This window comes from Streptococcus sp. 2100 (assembly GCF_013276335.1).
Classification (GTDB): domain Bacteria; phylum Bacillota; class Bacilli; order Lactobacillales; family Streptococcaceae; genus Streptococcus; species Streptococcus pseudopneumoniae.
The window spans coordinates 1-16,520 of sequence record NZ_VMKV01000040.1 but is presented as its reverse complement, the minus strand read 5'-3'; the positions used below and the strand labels follow the sequence as shown (position 1 = coordinate 16,520).

Here is a 16,520-nt window from a genome sequence, read left to right as displayed (position 1 = left end):
GCTATCGACAGTATCTGCTTTGACTGTTATTTCAAGTACAGGCGAGGAGTATGAGGTAAGTGAAACATTACAAGAGAGTCCAGGAACTAATAATTTTTCACTTCCCGATGTTTCACCGACTTATGGTCAATATTATACAAATCAGTCAGAAGTCATTATTGGTAAAAATGATTTAGTTAAGGTAAAAAATACTTTACAATATCCTTACTCTACATCAGCTTATGTAGAGTAAGAATTTCGTGGTGTGAAAAATGGTAAAGATGTAACTTATTGAGGGAGTGCCAATTTTATAAAGGATAATGTCCTTATTACTGCTGCTCATAATATTTATAAACATGAGTTTGGTAAAGATGCAGAAGAACTATATGTTACTCCTGCTCGTACTCCAAATAGTGTGCCGTTTGGTCGGATAAAAGTAAAAGAAGCTCGCTATTTAAAAGAATTTCGAAATACTGATCCAGATGAGCTTACTACCTATGACTTAGCAGTTTTAATTTTGGAAGAACCGATTGGCGCTCAATTGGGGACGTTAGGACTTCCCAATAATTTAGAAAATACTAAAAATCTAGATGTAACAGTTACGGGATATTCTGCTGTTAATAAGGATATTAAGCAGATGTATACTGATACAAAAACGATACTTCAAGATACAAATGATTTTTTATTCTATCAAGTAGATACTTTGCGTGGTGCAAGCGGTTCAGCAGTATATGATTCTACCAATAGGGTTGTCGGAGTTCATACCAATGGGAGTGAGGCAGAACAGATGAATTATGCTGTTAAGTTAAATGAGAAGGCTCTATCTTTCATCTACTCTGTTATTAAAGGGCATTCTATTGATGGATGGAAGTTGATTAGTGATACTTGGTATTATTATAAGAATAGTAATAAACAAACAGGTTGGCAAAGTATAAATGGCAAATGGTATTATCTTGAAACCTCTGGTTCAATGTCCACAGGTTGGAAATATGTACGAGGAAGATGGTATTATTTAGATAAGACCAATGGTGATATGAAGACTGGTTGGTATAAAGATGGTTCAACATGGTACTATTTAGATCCTACTAATGGAGATATGAAAACAGGTTGGATAAAAGTATCAGGTGAATGGTATTATCTCAATTCAAGTGGTGCTATGGTTACAGGTAGTCAGACGATTGATGGTAAAGTTTATAACTTTGCTTCATCTGGTGAGTGGATTTAATATTGGAGGGTATATACATGAAACTTTTGAAAAAAATGATGCAAGTTGGATTAGCAGCAATATTCTTTGGTTTTCTAGCTACAAATGTAGTATTTGCAGATGATTCTGAAGGATGGCATTTTGTCCAAGAAAACGGAAGAACCTACTACAAGAAGGGGGACCTCAAAGAAACGGACTGGCGAGTGATTGATGGTAAGTACTATTATTTTGATTCTTTATCTGGAGAGATGGTTGTCGGCTGGCAATATATACCTGCTCCATACGAAGGGGTTACGATTGGTTCTTCTCTAAGGAAAGATATTGCTTTTAGACCAGATTGGTTTTACTTTGGTCAAGATGGGGTACTACAAGAATTTGTTGGCAAGCAAGTGTTAGAAGCAAAAACTGCTACAAATACCAACAAACATCATGGGGAACAATATGATAGCCCAGCAGAGAAACGAGTCTATTATTTTGAAGATCAGCGTAGTTATCATACTTTAAAAACTGGTTGGGTTTATGATAATGGGGACTGGTATTATTTGCAGAAGGATGGAGGCTTTGATTCTCGCATCAACAGATTGCCTGTTGGGGAGATAGCACGTGGTTGGATCAAGGATTATCCTCTAACCTATGATGAAGAGAAGCTTAAAGCGGCTCCATGGTACTACCTAGATCCAGCAACTGGCATCATGCAAATAGGATGGCAATATCTAGGTAATAACTGGTACTACCTTCGTTCATCAGGAGCTATGGCAACTGGTTGGTATCAGGAAGGCTCAACTTGGTACTATTTAGATGCTGAAAATGGTGATATGAAAACGGGCTGGCAATACCTTGGTAACAAGTGGTACTATCTCCGTTCATCGGGAGCTATGACAACTGGTTGGTATCAAGATGGTTCAACTTGGTACTACCTAAATGCAGGTAATGGAGATATGAAGACAGGTTGGTTCCAGGTTAATGGCAAATGGTACTATGCTTATAGCTCAGGTGCTTTGGCAGTGAATACGACCGTAGATGGCTATTCTGTCAATTATAATGGCGAATGGGTTCGGTAATGACAGGGAGCTTATAATTATATTAGAACACTCGCTTAATCAAAGAAGTGACTTTGTTGTACTTGACCTGACGATTGGGGAGATTAAAAGCATGTGAAATCTACACATGCTTTTTCGTTAGTTATGAGTGTTGAACTTGACTAACCATTGACAAAAGATAAGAGCAATCAAAATAAGATACAAAAATATCAATGCTAACTGCACCGAAACGCTCGATGCTATGGATAGGGCTAATAGGGAGAGCAGGGACGGGGCGAGAATGTCCACTGTGCTCAGAGCAGAGCCCACCGTCCCCATCTTGTCACTGGGGATATAGGCAAAGACAGCTGCTTGTAGGCGAGGGCTGAGAATGCCGATAATCGTAGAACTGATGAAACTGGTCATGAAAATTACGATATAGGCTTGACAAAGGATACTAGTTATTAGAGCCAATAGGGAAATCTCACAGAAAACCAAGAGGTGCGTGAAACGGATATTTTTAAATAGATTACTGCTGGTCATATTGCCAAGGATAGCTCCACAAGAAATGATGATGGAGAGCAGGGCGAGGAGTTGCCCAATGCTCAGTTGTGCTAGTGTCTGTTGGATGAAGCGGAGGGCAATCAACCGAGGAGACACATCCAAGATGGCAATCATACTGGTCGTCAGAAACAGTAGTATGACGGTATCTTTTAACCTCAGGAGCACAGCCAGCGACTGTTTAAGATGTTGAAAATATTTCTTAAAACTCAGTGCTGTATGTGACATTTCAATCCTTTTTTCAACCTCATACAAGGTATGTCGAATAACATACAGGCCCCAAAAGGCAATGACAAAAGTCAGAGTGTTGATAAGGGAAATAGTTTGAATACTCATAACATTGATAAGGAATGCACCAGCTAGATTGGCGACAATGCGGACAACCCTCATCAGAGACTGCCTGAACCCCATGGCATCATGCAGGTCGTCCTTAATTACACTGATGTAGAGGGCGTTCATCATGTAGGCAGACAGGTAGCTCAAGGTGTCAGAGATAAGGTTGATGATGACAATCATAATGACTGAAACTAATGAAAAGGGCGACAAGACGAGAAATACTGTCAAAATAGCGTAGAGCAGGATTTTGATTTTGGCAATCCAGAGTGCGTGTTTGACTCTATTTTCTTGAAAATCTCCTAGAATTCCGAGAAAGAGTTGCGATAGTAGGGGAACCACCTCTGAAATGGAAATCAGTAAAATCGCTAGCGGAGCGAAATTGTACTGAGCCACATAATTGATAATGGCGAGGTAGAAAATACTGTCGCCGAATGATGAAAAACAGCTGTTTAGCAGCAACTGTCTATATATGTTGTTTGTCCAAAATAATTTCATACATTTCTCCTTATGTCTGCACATCGAATGGGAATTTATTATTTAATAGACACCAATATACCCCATGCTTCCTATTCCGAAGTCAAACAAATCTGCTTTACCACTATCTCCTTGAAACATCAGTAAACCGTGATCATCTCGTTCAGAACATGCTAAAATTACCTGTTGGATTTTTTTCATCAGTAATTTGTTTTGATTGTAGACAGTGGTTTGTAGTAAGCTAGTTATTCCGTGGCAATATCCTGTCATCATTTTTAGATGATGGTCAAAAACAAATTCTTGATATTTACTAATAATATCTTTGTTTCCGTCACAATCGTACATACAAAGATATAAGATTATTCCGGAAATTCCTTCGCACCAAGAAAGTTATAAATTTCCTAAATTTTTAGTATTAGAAGTAATTTTTTCTAATAATTTTTTTAATTCAGTATGGAATGTATGGAGATCATTATAGAACATAGAAGGTTCTAAGACTTTAGAATAGGCAAATAAAGCCTATGCAATTCCACAATATCCATGAGCAAAGCTATAGTCTAAAATGCTTTCTTTGGCTGTATCTCTTTGTAGGAAATAATGCTAAATTTCCCCTATACTATTGTGGATGAAAATTTTAAGAGTATTGTCATTGGTAAATTGATAGTATTTTATTAATGACAATAGGACACCAGATTTTCTCAATGCAAAGTCTATTTCCTCTAGAGTATCATAATTCTCTATTAATTTCTTAGCGGTGACGTTTGCTAATTGTAGATAGTATTGATTTTTACTGATAGAAAATAAATGTAGGAGTAACCATAGATAGCCTGAATCACCAAATAGCAGCGAGTATTGATATTCATATGTGTGTGTCGTTCTAATTGTCACTGCTTTCTTGATGATAGAGAGTATTTTAGAATCCAGTTCTGGGGGGACAATTTATTTAGAGGAAACAGTAGTCCAGCTATTCCGTGTTGGAATGATAAATTACTTACGAAATTTCCAAATTCTGTTGAAGAAGTGATCCTTCCTTCAGAATTTACAGTTTTATCTAGTAAAAATCGTAGAACACTATTACATTCCGTTTTGTAATCATATTTATGTTCCTCTATTTTTTTAATTTTGACTAAATTATTTGTTTGACTTAAATTTAGTAGGTATTGTAACCAAAATAGTTGCTCATCTGTGAGCTGACCTTGAGTATGTGATAGTTCTAGTAATTGAATAGGATCCTTTAGTTAGATTCGATCAATCCATAACATAACAACATTTTTAGGACAACTTGTCAAATATTAGTATATATTTTTACATCTTGAATTGTCAAATTAAGTGCATAACTTTCCCGTAGCATATGTACTGACCCCCAAAAGTTAGACAATTAATTTATCCAAAGGATTTAGTTCTGTACTGCACAGGACTAAGTCCTTTTAGTTTTACCTTAATTCGTTTATTGTTGTAGTAATCAATATAGTCTACAATAGCTTGTTCCAATTGCTTAAGCGACTGAAACGACTTCTCATAACCGTAAAACATTTCCGATTTCAGAATCCCAAAGAAAGATTCCATCATGCCGTTGTCTGGGCTGTTGCCCTTGCGTGACATGGATGCTTGAACTCCCTTACTCTCTAGGAACCGATGATAAGAATCGTGTTGATATTGCCAGCCTTGATCACTATGGAGAATCGTATTCTCGTAGTGCTTCTCTGTGAATGCCTGTTCCAACATTGTTTGTACTTGTTCTAAGTTGGGTGAAGTTGAAAGATTATAGGCGATAATTTCACTATTAAAGCCATCTAAAACTGGTGATAAGTAAAGCTTTTGAGTACTTGCTGGAATGGCAAATTCTGTCACATCTGTGTAGCACTTTTCCATTGTTTTAGAGCCTTCAAATTGACGTTGAATGAGATTCTCTGCCTTTTTGCCAACGTCTCCTTTATGAGAAGAATATTTTCGTTTCTGTCGCATTTTAGCTTGTAAATTGAGTACTTTCATCAAGCCTTGAACTCTTTTATGATTTACCAGATAACCACGATTTCTTAGTTCTAAATGAATCCGACGATAAGCATAATTTCCCTTGTGTTCGATAAAAATGGATTGAATTTCAGCTTTAAGCTCTTGATTCTTATCTAGTTTGTCTAGCTGTTTCAAGTGATAGTAGTAGGTCGAACGAGCTAGTTTAATGACTTTTAGAAGAAGATCTAACGAAAACTCAGTCATTAATTCTTGAACAATTTCTGTCTTTCTTCTTTCTCTTCTTTCTCTTTTTCCTCCTTCAATCGGAGTTCTCTTAACTTTTTTAGGATGGCATTCTCCGCTCTCAGGTACTCATTTTCTGCTTGAAGACGTTCTAATTCTGTCCTCTCTTCAGGTCTCTTTTTTGGCTTACGTCCCATTTTAGGTACTCTCCCTCTTGTTTTCTCAACAATAGTATACCCGTTTTTCTTGTATTGTGCTAGCCAATTAAGAAGTATCGTACGACTTGGGAGGCCGTATTCAAGAGAAACTCTATTTTTAGTCCAGCCTTCATGTATGACTTTATCAATCATTTCTTGTTTTAAATCAGGAGAATAGTAACGATTTTTTCCTTTTTTGACGAACTCTATTCCGTAACGATCAATCAATTTAATCATATACCTAATATTAGAATTGTTTATCCCAAATTTATTTGAAAGCTTCTCTAAGCTATATCCTTGTTTTCTAAGTTCATAGATCTGAACTTTATCATCATAAGTTAATTTCATAATAAAAATACCCCAAAAGTTAGATTTTGTCTGTCTAACTTTTGGGGTGCAGTTCACCTAATATTATGCGTTTTTTCCTATTTTAAAGACTTTTATCCACCTATTATACAAAGTTAAATATCCATCACAGTTTACCATTAGCCTTCATTACTTAACCCATTCGCCATTATAGTTTAAGTAGTAACCACCTACTGTGGTATTAACAGCTAAAGCACCTGAACCATAGGCATAGTACCATTTACCATTGACTTGGAACCAGCCTATCTTCATATCTCCATTACTTGCATTTAGGTAGTACCAAGTTGAACCATCTTTCACCCAACCAGTAGACATTGCACCTGATGAACGAAGGTAGTACCAACTGTTACCAACATAAGCCCAACCTGTCTTCATATCACCATTTTGAGCATCTAGATAATACCAAGTTGAACCATCTTTCACCCAACCAGTTGCCATAGCACCTGATGAACGGAGATAGTACCAGTTATTACCTAGATATTGCCATCCTGTTTGCATTGCAGCAGTTGTTGGATCAAGGTAGTACCAAGCTGAACCATCATTTATCCAACCTGCACGTCTTTCACCACCAATATAGTTTTCTCCATTAATTTCTGTTTTAGCTAGATAATACCAGTTAGACTGATCATAAAGCCAACCTGTCTCTAAAGAATGATTCTGATTAAAGTAATAGTTCGTGTAATAACGCTTCTCTTCTTTATCTTCTGAATCTTCTGAATCTTCACGTTTTTCCCCGTACTCTTTTCCAACACTGTCTTTTGTTTTAATCTCTAATGCTTTCCAGCCAACAAATTCTTGTAGTACCCCATCTTGTCCAAAATAGTACCACTTGTGTTGAAGGCCGATTTCATTAACTGGTTGGTTATCTAATAAATCATCACGATAACCTGTTCCAGGAATTTCTAAGTATTGCCATCCAACTACCATTTCTCCTTTATCACCAAAATAGTAAGTTTTTCCGTCTATTTTATGCCAATAGATTGCTTTATGAGCATCTTTTACATAATATTTTCTATTATCCTTATCAACAAATTGGCCACCTGTGGTATCCGCAAAAACAGTATTTGTAGCTAGCAAACCAAAGAAAAATGCTGTCAGTCCAACTTGCATAGTTTTTTTCAAAAGTTTCATTTATATGTCCTCCAATATTAAATCCACTCACCAGATGAAGCAAAATTATAAACTTTACCATCGATAGTTTGGCTACCTGTTACCATAGCTCCACTTGAGTTAAGATAATACCAGTTTCCTCCTACTTTTATCCAACCTGTTTTCATGTCTCCATTAGTAGGATCTAGATAGTACCATGTTGAACCATCTTTATACCAACCAGTCTTCATATCACCATTTTTATTATCTAAGTAATACCATCTGCCTCGTACATTTTTCCAACCTGTTGCCATTGAACCAGAGGTTCCCAAATAATACCATTTTCCATTTACTTTTTGCCAATCTGTAAGCATCTTACCAGAAGCATCTAGATAGTACCAAGTATCATCTATTTTCTGCCAACCCGTTTGTTTATCATGTTGTTTATAATAGTACCAACTGCCACTTAATTTTTTCCATCCTTCAAGAGAATATCCTTTAAGTACTGAATAAATAAATGATAAATTCTGTTCATTTAATTTTACTGCGCTATTAACTTGGTTAGCTTCATCTCCCAAAGTATGTACTCCGACTACACGGTGACTAGCATCATAAACAGCAGATCCACTTGATCCCCCCAAAGTATCAACTTGATAATTCAAAAAAGTACCATCATCACTTAAAACTTGTTTTTTATCTGTATACATTTGATGAATTCCAAAATCATATGATGGATATCCTGTAATCGTCACTGGTGTTCCAGCCAAATTTTTCTGACTATTTGGAAGCCCCAGTGTTCCCAATTTTGCGCCAACAGGCTCTTCTAGAATTAATAGAGCCAAGTCATATTTCGATGCATCTCTAGAATTTAAAGTTCTAAATTCTTTCAAATAACGAACTTCCTTAACCTTGATTTTTCCAAATGGTTCCTGATCTGGACTAGCTGCTGGAAGTACATAAATAGCATCCGCTTCTTTTCCATATTTATGACTGTAGAAGTTATGAGCTGCTGTAATTAAAACATTATCTTTAATAAAATTCGCGCTTCCTCTTCCTTCTATATTCGTTCCATTGGCTACACCATTGTACTCAGACAAAACCATAGCTGAAGTTGAATACGGATATTGTAGAGTATTATCAATTTTAACCAAATCATCATTACCGATAATTACTTCTGATTGATTTTGGTAATATGAACCATATGTTGGCGAAATCTCAGGAAGTGAAAAATTATTAGTTTCTGGACTTTCCTGTAATGTTTCACTCACCTCATATTCTTCACCTGTACTAGAAATAACAGTCAAAGCAGATACTGTCGACAACTGGCTAGCCAATAAAGTACTCGCAATAATTGAAATACCCAATTTTTTATAAAACGTTTTCTTCGTTATTTTTATCCTCCTAATGTGATTATAGCATACTATTCTAAATTTCTCAATCTACTATAGAATCAAGAAATCTATCACCTTCTGTAAATACCCTCCATTATCACATAAACAGGTAAACTTTTCAATTAATGACTGCGCTTTTCAATCACGATAGAGGTACTTGCTTGCTTCTTTGATACTAAGTTCAGCCATTCTTTCCTTGTTTTTCTCAATAAAGCATGTTACCCAAGTTGGATTCGTTTTGGAGTAGTCTCGCAGAGTCCAGCCAATGGCTTTATTGGTAAAAAATTCTGTTTGGTTCAAGTTATGAAGGAGAATCTTTTCCATTAATTGAGTATTGGTCTTCTCTTTTCTTAATAACTGGTGGTCAATAGCGACGCGTCTCAACCAGATATTGTCTGACAGGCTCCATTGGAGGGTTATTTTTTCCAGTTCCTGCTTCTCATACACCAAACTCCCTACTACTCGATCTAGGATATCCACCGTATCCCACCAAGACTTGGTAACAACCAACTGCTCTAGCTTAGGCAAATCGCTGTCCTTTAAATAAGACTGCATTGCTTTCAAATAGTTAGCAGCCACATACTGGTATTCTCTAGATTCTTTTTCCCAGCAAGTATCTGCAAAATCCCAATCGATAATCTTTGTTTTTTCGCTTCTGGAAAATATTTTTATAGAGTTTATTTCTTTCAGGCACCGCAATACCTAGAAAAGAAAATTGATGGCGCATATGGGCTTCCATGGGTCTTGCTTTTTAGAGTCTTTTGCTGCTTCTAGCTCCTCAAGTAAATCTGCTAAACTCATCTAAAACTCCTCATGCCCCACCAAGTGGTGCTGAAAGGCATAGACCGCTGCCTGGGTGCGATCGCTGACCTCAAGTTTGGCAAGGATATTGGACACATGGGTCTTGACCGTCTTAAGAGAGATAAAAAGTTCATCAGCGATGCGCTGATTTTCGTAACCCTTGGCAATCAGTTGGAGAACATCTCGCTCACGCGCAGTTAGGTCCTCATGAAGTTCCATGTGATTTCGGTGATATTCGACCTTCTTGCTGACCTCTTGCTCAATGGCCAGCTCCCCAGCAGCCACCTTACGGACGGCATGGAGTAGTTCGTCGGCACTAGAAGTCTTGAGCATATAGCCCCTAGCACCAGCATTTAAGACAGGCATGATTTTTTCATTGTCCAAGTACGAAGTTACAATCAAAATCTTGGCTTCAGGCCATTCTTTAAGGATAGCCAAGGTCGCGTCAATTCCATTCATCTCAGGCATGACAATATCCATGACAATAACATCTGGACGCAATTCCAATGCCAAGTCAATACCTTGAGACCCATTTGCAGCCTCGCCCACAACTTCTACATCGTCTTGGAGGTCAAAGTAGCTTTTCAAGCCCAATCGGACCATTTCATGGTCATCTACCAGTAAAATTTTCATCTTTACTCCTTTATCATTCCTTATCGAGCAGGGGAATACGAATATCAACTGCCAGTCCTTGCTTGGGAGCTGTCAATAACTGAACCGTCCCTGCCATATCTTCAACCCGCTCCTTGATATTGCGTAGTCCATAACTCAGGTCGTCTAAACTCCCTAACTGGAAACCAATCCCATTGTCCACCACCTTCAGCTGCAATTCAACATCTGTCTGATAGAGATAGACATCCAGACAAGATGCCTGGGCATGGCGAAGGGTATTGCTGATCAACTCTTGCAGAATACGGAAGATATGCTCCTCGATTTTTTTAGGCAATTTCGTCACATTTTGCTTGAAACTAACCTTGAGATCACTCTTATCCTCAAGCTCTTTTAAAAGGATTTGAATTCCTTCAACCAGACTCTTCTGCTCCAGCTCAACTGGTCGCAAATGCAAGAGCAAGACCCGTAAATCCTTCTGGGCAGTTTCTACAATAGCTGTGACACTCTGCAACTGGATCTGCATCTTTTCTCTATCCAATTTCAAAGCCTGTTGACTGACACCTGACAAAATCATGTGAGCCGCAAACAACTCCTGACTGACGGTATCGTGCAAATCCCGAGCAATTCGCTTCCGTTCTTTCTCGATGATTTCCTCTTCCTGAGCAAGGCTGTGATTTTCAGCCTTTTGAAGAGCTTCTGTCAAAAGGTTAAGTTTACCTGACAAGGACTTGAAACTGACATCCAAATCTGGATCTGCAACTTGAACCACTTCTTGCCCTGCCAATAAACGCTTGAGATTAGCCTGCATTTTTCTTAGAGAAAGCTCTTCAATACCTCGCCAAAATAGGGCTAAGAGACAGGTCATGGACATGCTGAACACCAACAACAAAAAGACAAATTTTTCTGTTTTTTCGACATCATGCAAGAAAATAGACCAGTCAAAATCAAGGATTTCCATCAAGCTGTGGGAGAAAAACAAGACAAATAAGATGGAGGTGAGAACAATGATTACATAGGCTTGTTTTTTCATCCTCTGACCACCTCCACATCCCCAATCATAGTAGTCAAGAAAATCTTGACACTCTTGTTACTCTTGAGATAGTCTCTTGTTTCTTGATGATAGTGTTCATTGCGAAGGGCTCGCTTGGGCTGATTGAAAAAATTCAAATCCCCATAGAGACAGTTAACGCTAAGGCTGACTTCCACATCTACAGGTACAATGATTTTGGTCGTTCCTACCATCTTTCTGAGGATAATGACATTGTCATGATTGGTTAGAATCACCCTCTCCAGATGAATGGTGTCCTTGCCCATGAGACGAAAGAGATTGATATCATCAAACTGGCAAGTTTGATAACTTGAAAAATGATGGAGATTGCCAAACCAACGATTTTTCTCCTTCTTAACCGTCACAACCTCTTCAAAAACCAAATTTGTCTGCTCTTTTTCCTGGTTCATCATCGGGTAAAGAAGAAAGAGACTATAGATGACCGCAACAAAAATAGCTAGAATCACAAAAGGATTGAGCATGACGATGAAAAAGAAGAGAATGCTTGCCACCACTAAAAGAAGATTATTGCCCTCTTTACCAGTGTAATAGCGAATCAAAAGCAAAAAGAGGAATAAAATCAGCAGAAAACGTGAAAAATGCTCTGAAACCATCAAAATCAGAGCTCCCGTCAAAAGACAGGCTTCGATAAATAAAAAGATTTTAAATTTTCTCATAGGTTGATCCTCTCCTTTCTATTTTATCACACTTCAAAAAAGTCACCTCAGTCTGAGGATGGAAAAAAGGCGGTGGTCACGCCTTTTTCATCTGATCCTTTGCTTCTTTTAATTTTCCATAAAGAAGATAGTCTACTTTTTGCAAATCTGCTATGGTGGCACAATTAAGAGCACACATAATCAAACGCAGATCGTCTTTCCAGCCTTGAACAATACCAATCACTTCTTCAACTGAATAGGTTTCAACCAATTCCAGAACTGTTCGTGACAGTCCTACAGCTTTGGCACCAAAGACCAAACACTTAATCATATCCAGCGGATTCCGAACGCCTCCACTAACCAAGAGTTCGACCTTGTCTTTCCATTCTTGGGCGTTGAGTAGGGCCTGCACGGTAGACTGTCCCCATTGATTGAGGTAATCACGCTGGCCACTGCGACGGTTTTCGATATAGGCAAAGCTGGTGCCACCACGACCTGATAAATCCACTGTACGAACACCCAGTTCATAGGCTCTCTCGATGGTCTTGGCATCCATTCCAAAGCCCACTTCCTTGAGAACAATAGGAACAGGAATTTGCTGGCTATAGTCTGCCAGATGCGATTGCCAGCTTCTGAACTTCCTTTCTCCCTCAGGCATAAGCAATTCCTGCATGACATTGACATGCACTTGCAGGAGAAGAGGATGCATCTCTTCTACAGTCTGAAGGCCTAACTCGACAGGCTTGTCCAATCCAATATTGGTTCCAAGGAGGAGATTGGGATGACTAGACTTGACAGAAAAAGAGTCATCTGCTGGATCTTTGAGTGCTGCGCTATAAGAACCCGTTACAAATAAAATACCACAGGCTTCTGCCACTTGAGCCAACTTTTGATTGATTTCTTTACCTTTTTCACTCCCACCTGTCATGGCATTGATATAAAAAGGAAAATCCCACTTTCGACCAGCAAACTCTGTCGACAGATCGATTTCATCCAGATTGTAAAGAGGCAAGGAAGAATGAAGCAGCTCCACCTCATCAAAGCTATTATAGGAACTTTTCTGCTCAAGGGCATAGCGGATGTGCTCATCCTTACGATTTGTCGTCATGTCCTATCCTTTCTTGGTATAAGAGCTCAATCCCCAGATCGGCCCAACGGTTTTTTAGGGTTTCAGTTGATTGCTCATCAAAACTCAAGGCAATACCACAATCACCACCACCAGCGCCACTGCTTTTGGCAACGGCTTGCAAATCTTGACTGGCTTCTTTCAGCTGTCTAAGCGAAGGCGTATAAATATCTGCGCTCAAGCCTTCTAAGAGATTGCTGGCTGTTTCCACCTGCTCAATAACTTTTTCGGATTTCCCCTGCTCCAAGGCTTCTACCAGAGAAGCCACTGTTTCTTTTGAGGAACTTAAAAAATTCTGATTGATATTTTGCTTGATTTGTTGAACCATATCACTAGATACAGCCACTTCCTTGGTCCATCCCACTAGGAAATCACATTCTAAAGTTGGTTTCACTTGTGAAATTGAAAAGTCCCAATCACGCTCTAAAACAGTCGCCAAATTTTCTTCTTTCAACCAAGCTGCTACCTGCTGGCGATCAAATGACTGGTAAAGAACCAAATCCTCTGCCACAATACAGGCAAGATCCCCCATAGACCCATTGTCTCCGCGCTTGAGCAAGACAGCGCTAGCCAGCTTGAACAAAAGCTCCTGATCAACCGAAAGCTTATACAGAGCTAGCAGAGCCTTGATGACCAAAACAACGACGCTACCGCTAGAACCTAGACCAAACTTTTTCCCTTCCCGTTCCATTTTTCCTCGAATTTCTAGAGAAAAATGTCTTAAAGTTTGACCTCGATAAGTCAGGAAATCTTCCACTAAAGCAATCGTTTCTTGAATCAAGCTGTAGTCAGAATTTGGCGCCAAATCTACTGCGAAATCAAACAGATCTGAATAAATACGGTAGCTGTCAGAAAAAGCAATATCGCCCTTCATATAGATGGGAATGGCCTTTATCAAGGCCAACTGTCCGGGCTCTAAAATAGCATATTCACCTGCCCAATAGAGCTTTCCACAAGTTTTAACAGCAATCATCTTGACTCAAATCCTTTGTTTTTGACACAATCAAGCGGTAACGTTGACCGAAGATTTTTGATAAATGCTCCAAGTCTTTCTCTTGACAAAGAACTTTGACATTAGGACCGGCATCCATAGTAAAGTAGCAGGCCTCTCCTTGCTCGCGAAGTTGACGAACAAAGTCCATCGCTTCATAAGATGAATCGGTCAGATAAGAAAAGGCTGGTGATGCTGTTTTTGTCGTAGCGTGCATAGCAAGAGCATTTTTCTCCGTTAATTCTCCAATCTTGGCAAAGTCATTTTCCTTGAGATAAATCAGCATATCCTGATAGTCCTTCTCAGACTGACGAACCCAGTCGTCAAAAGTCGTCGAAGTCTCCACACAAAGTTTCATCCCGTCACGGCTAGAGATTGGTTTTTTCTTGTCCTCTAGCACCAACATGATCATAGCTAGTTTCAAGTTTGTCTCTACAGGGTAAATTCCCCCACTATCCTTGTCCCAGGCACCTAGTGGTCCATAAAAACTCCGAGAAGAAGAACCTGAGGCAAACTTAGCCTCCTGTGCCAACTGACTCCGAGACAAACCAAGCTGGAAATAAGCATTACAAGCCTTGACCAGGGCGGACAAACCACTAGAACTTGAGGACAGGCCCGCTGCCGTAGGCATATTATTTTGAGTATCGATACGGACAAAGCCCTCACCAGCTGGACGATAACGGTCAATAATCTTACTCATCTTGGCATGCTCGACCTCATTTTGTAGCTGAGCATTGATGTAAAATTCGTCAGCTGTTACATTGGCTGGTAAAGGCGACAAGGTCGTCTCTGTATACATATTTTCCAAAGTTAGAGAAATACTGCTAGTAGCAGGCACTATCTCTTTTTCTTTTTTCTTTCCCCAATATTTGATAATAGCAATATTTGCGTAGGAACGTACTGTTACAGGCTCTCTATCCATGTCTGAACAGCTCCTTTCTCTTCTAATCTTTCTGCTAATTCTTGTGCGTGTGTCAAATTATCTGCCAAGGCTATAATACAGCCTCCTAGCCCACCACCGCTCATCTTGGCACCCAGAGCACCATGGCTAAGAGCCGTTTCAACCAGATGGTCTGCCTCAGGGCTACTGACCCCAATTTCTTTTAAATGTAAATGCGCTTGACTGAGGATTTGTCCCAGTTCTTCAGCATCTTTTTGTGAAATCGCATCCTCTGCCTGCTGGGTCAATTCTCCCAAGGCATGCAAAAATGGTAGGGCATCCTTGCCCTTATTTTGAACCACTTGGATGGCTTCACGAGTATGACCATAAACACCCGTATCGGCAATCACCAAATAGGCGGATAAATCCATCTCAAGTTCTGTAAATCCTACGTTCTTGATAAAGCGAATAGGTTGGTCACTGAGACAGGTCTTAGCATCCAAACCACTAGGATTCATATGGGCAATCATTTCAGCTCGATTGACCAAGATTTCTAGTACATCATGAGGCAGATCGGCCTGATAGTAGTCAAATACCGCACGAATGGCCGCTATGCTGATAGCCGCTGACGAACCCATCCCCCGTTTCTCAGGGATAGCCGAGTCAATCTCACAACGAATGCAGGCTTCTGTGATATCCAAATACTCCAGTGAGGCATAAACCGCCATGGACAAGGTATCCTCCTCATAAAGGCGCCAAGGACTCTCTGCAGGAACTACCTTACAGGTCACCTCCACCTCCAAAAGAGGCAGGGAAATGGCAGGATAACCGTAAACGACCGCATGTTCCCCTATTAAAATTATCTTACTATGTGCCTGACCGACACCAACTTTTTTTGTCATTTTTTCCTTTTACTAGACGAAAAACGTCTTATTTTTCATACAAGTATTAATTCTTTCCTATCTATTTTATTATATTTTCACAAAAAAAGCGATTGTTTCCATTCACAATCGCTTCTTTCATTATTGAACCCATTCGCCATTATAGTTGACAGAATAGCCATTTACAGTCGTATTCACTGCCAAGGCACCTGAGCTATAAGCGCGTAGTACCATCTGCCATTGACCTGGAACCAACCTGTCGTCATAGAACGACGAAAGAAACTCCATACCGTTAAGTAAAGAGGAAAGTCGTGAGGGAGCATGCGCCATTGACAACCTGTTTTAGTGACGTACAAAGTCTCATTAACAAGTACTCGTTTCGGCCATTTATAGGTGCGGTGTTTGGAGAAATAGGGTTCAATCTCCCAAGAGGCATAGGGGTGCGCATAATAGATATGTTCCTCAGAAAATACATCAGACAAGCGGTTAAATTCTGTACCATTATCTGCCGTGATGGACAGAATCTTGTCTTGTTTTAAGATGAGTTTTAAAGCCTGATTGACCGCCTCAGCACTTTTATTTGGAATCAATCGGATAATTTGATGCCTAGTCCTTCGATCAGTTAAGACCAGTAAACAATAATTTTTCACCCTTGTAAGCATAACCGTATCAATCTCATAATGACCATTCTCCAATCGCAGATTGATAGCTTC

13 protein-coding genes and 5 pseudogenes are annotated in these 16,520 nt (G+C 39.3%); 2 read left to right on the top strand and 16 right to left on the bottom strand.

The window, feature by feature from the left end; genetic code table 11:
* Together HT669_RS11180 and cbpF are read left to right on the top strand one after the other, a co-directional pair.
* Positions 1–1,204: pseudogene (locus HT669_RS11180) on the top strand (trypsin-like peptidase domain-containing protein); the annotation flags it as partial.
* Between the two features lie 17 nt (positions 1,205–1,221).
* Positions 1,222–2,244, top strand: a complete 1,023-nt coding sequence (gene cbpF, locus HT669_RS06505) for a choline-binding protein CbpF (protein WP_000771087.1) — start codon at positions 1,222–1,224, stop codon at positions 2,242–2,244.
* A gap of 117 nt (positions 2,245–2,361) precedes the next feature.
* On the opposite strand, the gene HT669_RS06500 is transcribed toward cbpF, so the two are convergent.
* The 16 genes and pseudogenes from HT669_RS06500 to HT669_RS06425 form a co-directional block, all read right to left on the bottom strand.
* Positions 2,362–3,594, bottom strand: coding sequence for an MFS transporter (locus HT669_RS06500; RefSeq protein ID WP_000765700.1), 1,233 nt, complete (start codon positions 3,592–3,594; stop codon positions 2,362–2,364).
* Between the two features lie 42 nt (positions 3,595–3,636).
* Positions 3,637–3,918: a hypothetical protein gene (locus tag HT669_RS06495; protein WP_031222508.1), complete on the bottom strand. Its 282-nt coding sequence runs from the start codon at positions 3,916–3,918 to the stop codon at positions 3,637–3,639.
* A gap of 205 nt (positions 3,919–4,123) precedes the next feature.
* A pseudogene (locus HT669_RS11175) lies at positions 4,124–4,461 on the bottom strand (lantibiotic-modifying protein).
* A 495-nt stretch (positions 4,462–4,956) separates the two neighbouring features.
* A protein-coding gene (locus tag HT669_RS06490; protein WP_101514758.1) for an IS3 family transposase occupies positions 4,957–6,314 on the bottom strand; the annotation gives its coding sequence in 2 pieces (ribosomal slippage) (positions 4,957–5,873 and positions 5,873–6,314; 1,359 coding nt in all).
* A 147-nt stretch (positions 6,315–6,461) separates the two neighbouring features.
* On the bottom strand, positions 6,462–7,463 hold the full coding sequence (gene cbpJ, locus HT669_RS06485; protein WP_023938809.1) for a choline-binding protein CbpJ: 1,002 nt from the start codon (positions 7,461–7,463) through the stop codon (positions 6,462–6,464).
* A 17-nt stretch (positions 7,464–7,480) separates the two neighbouring features.
* Positions 7,481–8,524, bottom strand: coding sequence for a serine protease (locus HT669_RS06480; RefSeq protein WP_202795742.1), 1,044 nt, complete (start codon positions 8,522–8,524; stop codon positions 7,481–7,483).
* A gap of 426 nt (positions 8,525–8,950) precedes the next feature.
* A pseudogene (locus tag HT669_RS06475) lies at positions 8,951–9,613 on the bottom strand (DNA alkylation repair protein).
* Positions 9,614–10,246 carry a response regulator transcription factor gene (locus tag HT669_RS06465; protein WP_000698415.1) on the bottom strand — a complete coding sequence of 211 codons (633 nt, stop codon included), beginning with the start codon at positions 10,244–10,246 and terminating at the stop codon, positions 9,614–9,616.
* Positions 10,247–10,259: 13 nt separating this feature from the next.
* Positions 10,260–11,255, bottom strand: coding sequence for a sensor histidine kinase (locus tag HT669_RS06460; RefSeq protein WP_000743691.1), 996 nt, complete (start codon positions 11,253–11,255; stop codon positions 10,260–10,262).
* Positions 11,252–11,950 carry a cell wall-active antibiotics response protein LiaF gene (liaF, locus tag HT669_RS06455; RefSeq protein WP_001224643.1) on the bottom strand — a complete coding sequence of 233 codons (699 nt, stop codon included), beginning with the start codon at positions 11,948–11,950 and terminating at the stop codon, positions 11,252–11,254. Before liaF ends, HT669_RS06460 begins: the two co-directional genes overlap by 4 nt.
* Before the next feature lie 76 nt (positions 11,951–12,026).
* Complete coding sequence (fni, locus tag HT669_RS06450; RefSeq protein WP_000210663.1) at positions 12,027–13,037, bottom strand: type 2 isopentenyl-diphosphate Delta-isomerase; 1,011 nt, start codon at positions 13,035–13,037, stop codon at positions 12,027–12,029.
* Positions 13,021–14,028, bottom strand: coding sequence for a phosphomevalonate kinase (locus tag HT669_RS06445; protein ID WP_000562398.1), 1,008 nt, complete (start codon positions 14,026–14,028; stop codon positions 13,021–13,023). The genes fni and HT669_RS06445 overlap by 17 nt, the downstream gene beginning before the upstream one ends.
* Positions 14,015–14,968, bottom strand: a complete 954-nt coding sequence (gene mvaD, locus HT669_RS06440) for a diphosphomevalonate decarboxylase (protein ID WP_000373448.1) — start codon at positions 14,966–14,968, stop codon at positions 14,015–14,017. The genes HT669_RS06445 and mvaD overlap by 14 nt, the downstream gene beginning before the upstream one ends.
* Positions 14,950–15,828, bottom strand: coding sequence for a mevalonate kinase (gene mvk, locus HT669_RS06435; protein ID WP_000163312.1), 879 nt, complete (start codon positions 15,826–15,828; stop codon positions 14,950–14,952). The genes mvaD and mvk overlap by 19 nt, the downstream gene beginning before the upstream one ends.
* Positions 15,829–15,948: 120 nt before the next feature.
* Positions 15,949–16,229: pseudogene (locus HT669_RS06430) on the bottom strand (transposase).
* Positions 16,230–16,520: pseudogene (locus HT669_RS06425) on the bottom strand (IS30 family transposase); the annotation flags it as partial.

What these genes read in the sequence shown, in the direction of transcription:
- liaF (WP_001224643.1), bottom strand. Translation starts at nt 11,950, where the DNA reads ATGAGAAAATTTAAAATCTTTTTATTTATCGAAGCCTGTCTTTTGACG.
- HT669_RS06480 (WP_202795742.1), bottom strand. Translation starts at nt 8,524, where the DNA reads ATGGTTTTGTCTGAGTACAATGGTGTAGCCAATGGAACGAATATAGAA.
- HT669_RS06460 (WP_000743691.1), bottom strand. Translation starts at nt 11,255, where the DNA reads ATGAAAAAACAAGCCTATGTAATCATTGTTCTCACCTCCATCTTATTT.
- HT669_RS06445 (WP_000562398.1), bottom strand. Translation starts at nt 14,028, where the DNA reads ATGATTGCTGTTAAAACTTGTGGAAAGCTCTATTGGGCAGGTGAATAT.
- cbpF (WP_000771087.1), top strand. Translation starts at nt 1,222, where the DNA reads ATGAAACTTTTGAAAAAAATGATGCAAGTTGGATTAGCAGCAATATTC.
- HT669_RS06500 (WP_000765700.1), bottom strand. Translation starts at nt 3,594, where the DNA reads ATGAAATTATTTTGGACAAACAACATATATAGACAGTTGCTGCTAAAC.
- HT669_RS06495 (WP_031222508.1), bottom strand. Translation starts at nt 3,918, where the DNA reads ATGTACGATTGTGACGGAAACAAAGATATTATTAGTAAATATCAAGAA.
- HT669_RS06465 (WP_000698415.1), bottom strand. Translation starts at nt 10,246, where the DNA reads ATGAAAATTTTACTGGTAGATGACCATGAAATGGTCCGATTGGGCTTG.
- fni (WP_000210663.1), bottom strand. Translation starts at nt 13,037, where the DNA reads ATGACGACAAATCGTAAGGATGAGCACATCCGCTATGCCCTTGAGCAG.
- mvk (WP_000163312.1), bottom strand. Translation starts at nt 15,828, where the DNA reads ATGACAAAAAAAGTTGGTGTCGGTCAGGCACATAGTAAGATAATTTTA.
- mvaD (WP_000373448.1), bottom strand. Translation starts at nt 14,968, where the DNA reads ATGGATAGAGAGCCTGTAACAGTACGTTCCTACGCAAATATTGCTATT.
- cbpJ (WP_023938809.1), bottom strand. Translation starts at nt 7,463, where the DNA reads ATGAAACTTTTGAAAAAAACTATGCAAGTTGGACTGACAGCATTTTTC.